Source organism: Lacicoccus qingdaonensis (assembly GCF_900101075.1).
GTDB lineage: Bacteria > Bacillota > Bacilli > Staphylococcales > Salinicoccaceae > Lacicoccus > Lacicoccus qingdaonensis.
The window spans coordinates 46,394-53,620 of the sequence record NZ_FNFY01000018.1 but is presented as its reverse complement, the minus strand read 5'-3'; the positions used below and the strand labels follow the sequence as shown (position 1 = coordinate 53,620).

Annotated in this window: 8 protein-coding genes; 1 reads left to right on the top strand and 7 read right to left on the bottom strand. The window is 43.1% G+C overall.

The features are described 5' to 3' along the window. Positions 1 to 266: ATP-binding protein (locus BLR15_RS09985; RefSeq protein ID WP_143003958.1), on the top strand; the 266-nt coding region annotated here is incomplete at its 5' end. A gap of 191 nt (positions 267 to 457) precedes the next feature. Here the strand turns inward: BLR15_RS09985 and BLR15_RS09980 are convergent. From BLR15_RS09980 to hemA, 7 genes are all read right to left on the bottom strand, one after another. After that, positions 458 to 994 carry a c-type cytochrome gene (locus tag BLR15_RS09980; RefSeq protein WP_092987073.1) on the bottom strand — a complete coding sequence of 179 codons (537 nt, stop codon included), beginning with the start codon at positions 992 to 994 and terminating at the stop codon, positions 458 to 460. 74 nt (positions 995 to 1,068) lie between these two features. Continuing rightward, positions 1,069 to 2,355, bottom strand: coding sequence for a glutamate-1-semialdehyde 2,1-aminomutase (hemL, locus tag BLR15_RS09975; RefSeq protein ID WP_092987072.1), 1,287 nt, complete (start codon positions 2,353 to 2,355; stop codon positions 1,069 to 1,071). Continuing rightward, positions 2,355 to 3,338, bottom strand: coding sequence for a porphobilinogen synthase (gene hemB, locus BLR15_RS09970; RefSeq protein ID WP_092987071.1), 984 nt, complete (start codon positions 3,336 to 3,338; stop codon positions 2,355 to 2,357). The genes hemL and hemB overlap by 1 nt, the downstream gene beginning before the upstream one ends. A 9-nt stretch (positions 3,339 to 3,347) precedes the next feature. Further along, complete coding sequence (locus BLR15_RS09965) at positions 3,348 to 4,049, bottom strand: uroporphyrinogen-III synthase (protein WP_176754126.1); 702 nt, start codon at positions 4,047 to 4,049, stop codon at positions 3,348 to 3,350. Next, positions 4,036 to 4,959, bottom strand: coding sequence for a hydroxymethylbilane synthase (hemC, locus tag BLR15_RS09960; protein WP_092987068.1), 924 nt, complete (start codon positions 4,957 to 4,959; stop codon positions 4,036 to 4,038). Before hemC ends, BLR15_RS09965 begins: the two co-directional genes overlap by 14 nt. Positions 4,960 to 4,973: 14 nt before the next feature. Continuing rightward, the gene (gene ccsA / locus BLR15_RS09955; RefSeq protein ID WP_092987067.1) at positions 4,974 to 5,795 is read right to left on the bottom strand and encodes a cytochrome c biogenesis protein CcsA; all 822 of its coding nucleotides are present in this window, start codon (positions 5,793 to 5,795) and stop codon (positions 4,974 to 4,976) included. Between the two features lie 17 nt (positions 5,796 to 5,812). Continuing rightward, positions 5,813 to 7,159 (bottom strand): glutamyl-tRNA reductase, encoded by a 1,347-nt coding sequence (gene hemA, locus BLR15_RS09950; protein ID WP_092987066.1) that lies wholly within the window; start codon positions 7,157 to 7,159, stop codon positions 5,813 to 5,815. Between the last annotated feature and the right edge of the window lie 68 nt (positions 7,160 to 7,227).

Sequence of the window (7,227 nt, the reverse complement as noted above, 5' to 3'; positions counted from 1 at the left end):
TCAGACGATATGCCAGATATGAACTGTTAATCATTGATGAGATCGGCTACTTGCCCATTCAGAGACATGAAGCCGACTTGATTTTTCAATTACTGAACATGCGGTATGAAACCCATTCAACCATTTTCACCACCAATATCTCACTTTCTGGATGGGGTGAATTATTCAGGAGTCCGGAAACAGCTGCAGCGATTCTGGATCGAATGGTACACCATGTAAAGATTTATAAAATCAAAGGTAAATCATACCGAATGAAACAAACTTAGACAACATTCATCCACAAATTGCATTGCCGAAAACCGACATTTCTAAATTGCCATAAACCTACATTTTTAAATTGCCGTTGACAAACAACATGATTAAACGGATCATTTTCATATAGAAAACCTGCCATCTAGTTGATGTATTGTGTAAAAAACATAAGAACTCCCTGAAACAGGGAGTTCTTATTTATAAATTATTCTGAGAACATATCATACATTGCAGTCAGTTCTTCGTCGCTCACTTCATCCTCACTGAATGAAGGCATTGAGCCCTGACCGTTTCTTACGATATCAGTAAATTCATCTTCACCAAGGCTGGTGCCTGCAAGTGCGGGCCCCATACCGCCTGAGAAGTCTTCACCGTGACATGAAGCGCAGCTGTTTTGAGCAATGCCTTCAGCGTCTACGTCGCCTGAAGAAGCGCCTTCTTCTCCGCCGCCCTCTTCTCCTGAACCTTCACCTGACTCTTCAGTTTCTGCACCGGAATCGGCAGTCTGTTCACCGCCGCCGCCTTCGCCGCCAATATGGAATATCATTAATGGAATGATCAGGATGACTACCATGATCGGAATAACCCAGACTAAAGGATTTCTTACATCCTCTTTTTGCTCTTTCTTGGAATGGATTATCATTTCACGGCCCTGGCCGTCGATATAGGTTCTGTCCTTATCTTTGGCACCTTCCATATAAACTTCCTTATCTGTAAGGTTTTGATCTTTTTTATCACTCATTCGCTGTGACCCCCCCAAATATTATTCATACCTATTATACACTTAAATGGACAACTATGAAGCATAATTTTTAGTTACTTTTTACTTAAACGCTCTAAAGCACTGTCAAATGCGCTTATTGTAGCATTAATATCTTCTTTTGTATGCTTCGTTGAGAGGAACATGCCTTCAAATTGTGAAGGCGGTAAGTAAATACCTTCTTTAAGAAGCTCTTGATAAAGTTCTTTAAATAAAACAAGGTCGCTTTCGTTGGCACTGTCAAAATCTGTTACAGGACTGTCTGTCAGGAAGAAACCGATCATTGAACCTGCACGGTTGATCGTAATCGGACGGTTATGTTTGCCGAAAATCTCTTTCAGACCGTCTTCAAGGAGATCTGCAAGCTCATTAAAATAGTCATAGCTTTCTTCTGTCAACTGATTTAGTGTGTGGTAGCCTCCTGCCATAGCAAGCGGGTTGCCTGAAAGTGTACCTGCCTGATAAACATCGCCGACTGGTGCGACTTTTTCCATGATTTCTTTTTTACCGCCATATGCACCTACCGGCAGTCCTCCGCCAATCACTTTGCCAAGACATGTAAGGTCGGGATTGATACCATAATGGCCCTGTGCACAGTTATAGCCGACTCTGAATCCTGTCATGACTTCGTCAAAGATCAACAGAGTATCATTGTTCTCTGTAATTTCACGGACTTCGTGCAGGAAGTTGTCCACCGGCGGGACGACGCCCATGTTTCCTGCAACCGGCTCTACAATGACAGCGGCAATATCTTCACCATATTTATCGAATGCCTCTTTTAAGCTTTCAGAATCGTTATATGGGACAGTGATCGTATTGATTGCCGTTCCTTCAGGAACACCCGGGGAATCCGGAAGACCGAGTGTCGCAACACCTGACCCTGCCTTAATCAGCAGTGAATCACTGTGGCCGTGGTAACAGCCTTCAAACTTAAGTATTTTATTACGGCCTGTATAGCCTCTTGCCAGTCTGAGTGCAGCAAGTGTCGCCTCAGTACCCGAAGATACCATGCGGACCATTTCAACTGACGGCACTCTGTCGATAACAAGTTCAGCCATTTTATTTTCAAGCTCTGTCGGTGCACCGAAAGTTGTGCCCTTTTTCGCTGTTTCAGCAACTTCTTCAACAACTTTATCGTCGCTGTGTCCTAAAATCAAAGGACCGAAACTCAGACAGTAATCGATGTATTCATTACCGTCCACATCATAGACACGCGCATCTTTTGCACGGTCGATAAACAGAGGATGATCACCTACAGATTTGAATGCTCTTGCAGGTGAATTTACGCCGCCCGGCATCAATTCCACCGCTTTTTCATAAAGTGCTTTAGATTTGTTAAACATTACTGCACCTCTTCCTGATTAATCTTTTTACAAATATCTTTCGCAAAATAAGTGATGATCAGATCTGCACCTGCACGTTTCATTGACAACATCTGCTCGATGATGACCTCTTCGTCCAGAAGTCCCATGTCGATGGCAGTCCTTGTCATGGCGTACTCGCCGCTGACGTTATACGCAACCACCGGCAGGTCGGAACGGTTTCTGACATCACGTATGATATCCAGGTATGACAACGCCGGTTTTACGATCATCATATCCGCACCTTCATTTTCATCACTTTCAAGTTCCCTCAAAGCTTCAAGGCGGTTTGCCGGATCCATCTGATATGTTCTCCGGTCACCGAAAGATGGTGTGGATTCCGCAGCGTCACGGAACGGTCCGTAAAATTTGGAAGCATATTTGATGCCGTAGCTCATGATCGGAATATGGCTGAAGCCGTTGTCATCGAGACCTTTTCTGATTTCAGTGACGAATCCGTCCATCATGTTGCTCGGGGCAATGATGTCTGCACCCGCACGCGCCTGTGAAACGGCTGTTTTGACAAGCAGCGGCAATGTCGCATCATTGTCGACATCTTCCGTCTTTTCGTCAATCAGGCCGCAGTGGCCATGATCAGTATATTCACACAGACATGTATCCAGTATGACGAGGAGCTCAGGGTAATGTTCCTTGGACAGACGGCATGCCTCCTGGACGATGCCATGGTCATGGTAGGCCCCGCTGCCCACTGCGTCTTTTTCATTTGGCACACCAAAGAAAATAACAGATTTAATGCCAAGGGAGACGACTTCATCCAGCTCTTCTTTCAGCATGTTCAATGAAATCTGATAAACCCCCTTCATGGAAGGAACCTCTTTTTTAACATCATCTTTTTCCACTACAAAAATCGGATAGATCAGATCATCTTTGCGGAGATGTGTTTCTCTGACGATATCTCTCATAAATGATGACTTGCGAAGTCTTCTATGACGTTCAAATTCCATTATTACACCTCATAATTTTTCTTTTATTAATTCGAATATACTTTCAAGTGTCGCCTTTTCGGGAGATATGGAGTGAATCCCGATTGATTCCAGCTCTTTTTTTGTCACCGCACCGATTGAAACGACCGGTTTCTCTTTCAGCATATTCTTTTCAAAGTATTTCATCAATACTTTTACACCCGAAGGGCTGGAAAAAGTGATGATATCTATATCATCCCATCTTTCCCTGATCATTTGAATGGATTCAGCATTGTCCACCGGCTTATAGATTGAGAATTTAACCACTTCAACCCCATGCTCTTCCAGGTAGTCATGAAGAATATTTCTCGCATCTTTGCTGGTCGGATAAAGTACTCTTTTCATATCCACTTCATCATCAAGCGGGAATTGCTCTATAAAACCTTCCTGTGTATAGACGGAAGGCTCGAAATCCACCTTATAGCCGTTTTTGACAAGAAGTTCCGTCGTTTTTTCGCCAATGCTGGCGATTTTCACAAACCGGGTCTTTTCCAGATAAGGTAAAAATAGATTCACAGCATTTTTACTCGTTAAAATGATCCAGTCATAATGTTCATCCAGAAAATCCTCATCGAATGCCAGTGGCTGTATTTTGATGAGCGGTGCATGAATGATATCAAATTCATCACTCTCAGCATTTAATTTCGTCTGGGTTACGAGGACATTTTTTGTACTGCTGTTATAAGTTTTCATTGATTTTATCAATGATTTCCTTCGCTCCGATTTTCTCCATCTCATCAGCAACCAGGTTGCCGAGCTCATAAGGATCCGATGCGGATTTTTTAACGAGATACTTCTCTTCACCATCTTCGGACATGATCAGGCCTGTCAAATAAAGTTCGCCGTCTTCAAGTGTTGCATATCCGCCGATCGGCACCTGGCAGCTGCCGTCCATACGGCTCAGGAAAGTCCGTTCTGCATTTGTACACAATGCATCATCGCTTGAATGTACTTTCTGAAGCATCTCATCCAGTTCATGGTCATCTTTTCTGATTTCAATGCCGAGTGCGCCCTGTGCGATTGCAGGAATGAACTCTTCCGCGTCGAAGTATTCTGTTACACGGCTGTCGCCCCAGCCCATTCTTTTAAGTCCTGCAGCCGCCAGCAGTATTGCATCATACTCACCGGACTCCATCTTCTTGATGCGTGTGTCGATGTTTCCTCTTACCCAGTTGACGGTAATATCGTCACGGATGGATTTCAGCTGTGCTGCACGTCTCAGGCTGCTTGTGCCGACGATGCTGCCTGCAGGCAGATCTTTGAAGAGCACTTTATTGTTCGAGAGAAATGCATCCCGCATATCTTCTCTGTCGGGGATACATGCAATTTTAAACTGATCCGGCAATTTGCTCGGAACATCTTTTAAACTGTGTATCGCCATATCAATTTCTTCATTTTCCAGAGCCTGTTCAATCTCTTTGACGAAAAGACCTTTGCCGCCTACTTTCGACAATTGGACGTCAACGATACGGTCTCCTTTTGTGACGATTTCTTTTATTTCGAATTCTGTTTCAGGAAACTGTTCCTGAAGTAAAGCGATAAACTGTTTTGATTGTGTCATGGCCAAACCACTGCGTCTGGATCCGACGATAAATTTTCTCATTGAAAATACTCCTTTTAAGTCCATATATGGAAATTTGAAAACTGTGAAACGAATAAATAATTAGTCATGCAGATTATGAACAGAACCATATTTAAAATAGCAAAAACATAAATATTGCGCATCTTTTTCAAGTAAAAGAGCAGCATGATGTATAAAACGACTATGAATGATGTGCCTAAAACCTTTACATCAACAATGATACCCGGACCGATGATCTGAAGGCCCCAGTGAAAACCGAGAAGTATGCTGATCGTCATGGTCATCAGGCCGATGCCGACACTGCGCATCATCACTTTGCGCGCCGTTTCTATGCTGAATAAGGAAAAAAATGTACGGTTGAAGCGTTTCTTCTTTAAATTCGTATATTGAATGACGTATATCAGCGCATGCAGTGCCGAAACGAAAAACAGAACATAGGCGAGCAGGGCCAGACCGACATGGATGACCAGCAGCTCATTCATTATGACCGATACTTCCACCTGCTGTGATAACGGCTCAGGCTGGAATGTAAACATCGAAAAGAATATAAAGCTTAAAAATATGAATCCCAACAGCACCTGTTCGCTGTCATTCTTATAATAATACATAATGCCGACAATTGATAATACTAAGGAAAGTGTGAACATCCCTTCGTAAGTTGTCAACATCGGTATACGGGAAAGGCTGAAAACAGCATTCAGATAAATCAAAAGATGCAGAGCTGTCGCCAGTATGATGACATAAAAGGAAACCTTTCTGGCCTGGCGATTTCTAAAAGCTAAATCGTACGCCAGCACAGAAAGGCCGCTAAAGTATAAAAGCATGATAAATTCATTGATGCGGAACAGAATATCCATATTGGTCCCTACCCATTTTATTCAAATGCAATTTCAGATTGCTTGCTGATAAGCGCCTGGCGGTGTTTGTCACGCTCTCTGTTCTTGACTTCCTCGACTTCTTCCTCGATTCCAAATAACATTTCTATTTCTTTAAGTTTTTTCATCGCATGCTTTTCATTGCCGATTTCTTTTGTATAAGTAATCGGATCTTTCAGCATTTGATTGATGATGCTCTTCATGTGCTTGCTGATGACCGTCTTTTCTCTGTCAGTCATGTCAGGCATTTTACGTTCCACACTTTTGAACGTTTCTTCGTGTATCGTCAATGCTTTCGTTCTCAGAGCCTGGATGACCGGCGTCACCCCAAGCTGGTTCACCCATGTATCAAAGTCATCCTGGGCTTTTACAATCATCGATTCGACTTTTTTCGCCTCCTGCTGTCTTGTTTCAAGGTTGGAGTCGATCAGGCCCTGGAGATCATCAACGTTATACATATATACATTATCGTATTGTGTAGTGCCCGGTTCTATATCCCGCGGCATCGCTATATCGATGAGGATCAGCGGACGTGCCGCCCTTTTCGCCTGAATGCTCTCCAGCATATATTCTGTGATCACATAATTTCTTGAAGATGTACTTGAAATGACGAGGTCGGTATCCAGGAGGCAGTCTTCCAGTTCGTCCATCGCCTGATAGCTGCAGCCGAACTTATCTGCCAGTCTTTGTGCATTGTCAATCGTACGGTTGACGATCGTAATGTCTGTGATGCCGTTTGAAGTCAGGTTCAGAACCGATTGTTCAGACATCTCACCAGCTCCGATGACGACAGCTTTCACCGCTCTATTTTCGTCAAAAATCTTATTGACCAGCTGGACAGCCGCATATGAAGTGGAAACCGCATTTTTAGATATATCAGTATCATTGTGGCCTTTTTTAGCAACAGTGATTGCTTCTTTGAACAACTTGTTAAAGATCGTGCCTGTTGTCTGTTCATTCTGGGCTTTGAGAAATGCATCCCTGATCTGCCCAAGTATCTGGGTTTCACCGAGCACCATGGAATCCAGCCCCGCAGTCACGTAAAATAGATGTTCAATCGCTTCCTCACCGACTTTTACATCTATTATTTTTTTTATGGTTTCCAGGTCAACGTCAAACCAGTCAGCGAGAAAACTCTGCGCATAATATTTCCCCGTATGGATCTGGTCACTCACTATGTAGACTTCGGTTCTGTTACAGGTCGACAGTAATACCGTCTCCAAAATACTTTTCTCGGTTCTTAATTTATGCAGAGCTTCTGTCAGCTCCACTTCGTTGAACTGTACCTTCTCACGCTCTTCGACTGTCGCTTTTCTGTAATTTAAACTAAGCGAAATTACGTGCATTAAATTTCCTCCTACCACAATTAAACGTTATTAATAATAATTCTAATTGTAACAAAAAAACCATGCTA

Coding starts and splice junctions, on each gene's coding strand:
- ccsA (WP_092987067.1), bottom strand. CDS start 5,795: ATGGATATTCTGTTCCGCATCAATGAATTTATCATGCTTTTATACTTT.
- hemL (WP_092987072.1), bottom strand. CDS start 2,355: ATGTTTAACAAATCTAAAGCACTTTATGAAAAAGCGGTGGAATTGATG.
- BLR15_RS09965 (WP_176754126.1), bottom strand. CDS start 4,049: ATGAAAACTTATAACAGCAGTACAAAAAATGTCCTCGTAACCCAGACG.
- hemB (WP_092987071.1), bottom strand. CDS start 3,338: ATGGAATTTGAACGTCATAGAAGACTTCGCAAGTCATCATTTATGAGA.
- hemC (WP_092987068.1), bottom strand. CDS start 4,959: ATGAGAAAATTTATCGTCGGATCCAGACGCAGTGGTTTGGCCATGACA.
- hemA (WP_092987066.1), bottom strand. CDS start 7,159: ATGCACGTAATTTCGCTTAGTTTAAATTACAGAAAAGCGACAGTCGAA.
- BLR15_RS09980 (WP_092987073.1), bottom strand. CDS start 994: ATGAGTGATAAAAAAGATCAAAACCTTACAGATAAGGAAGTTTATATG.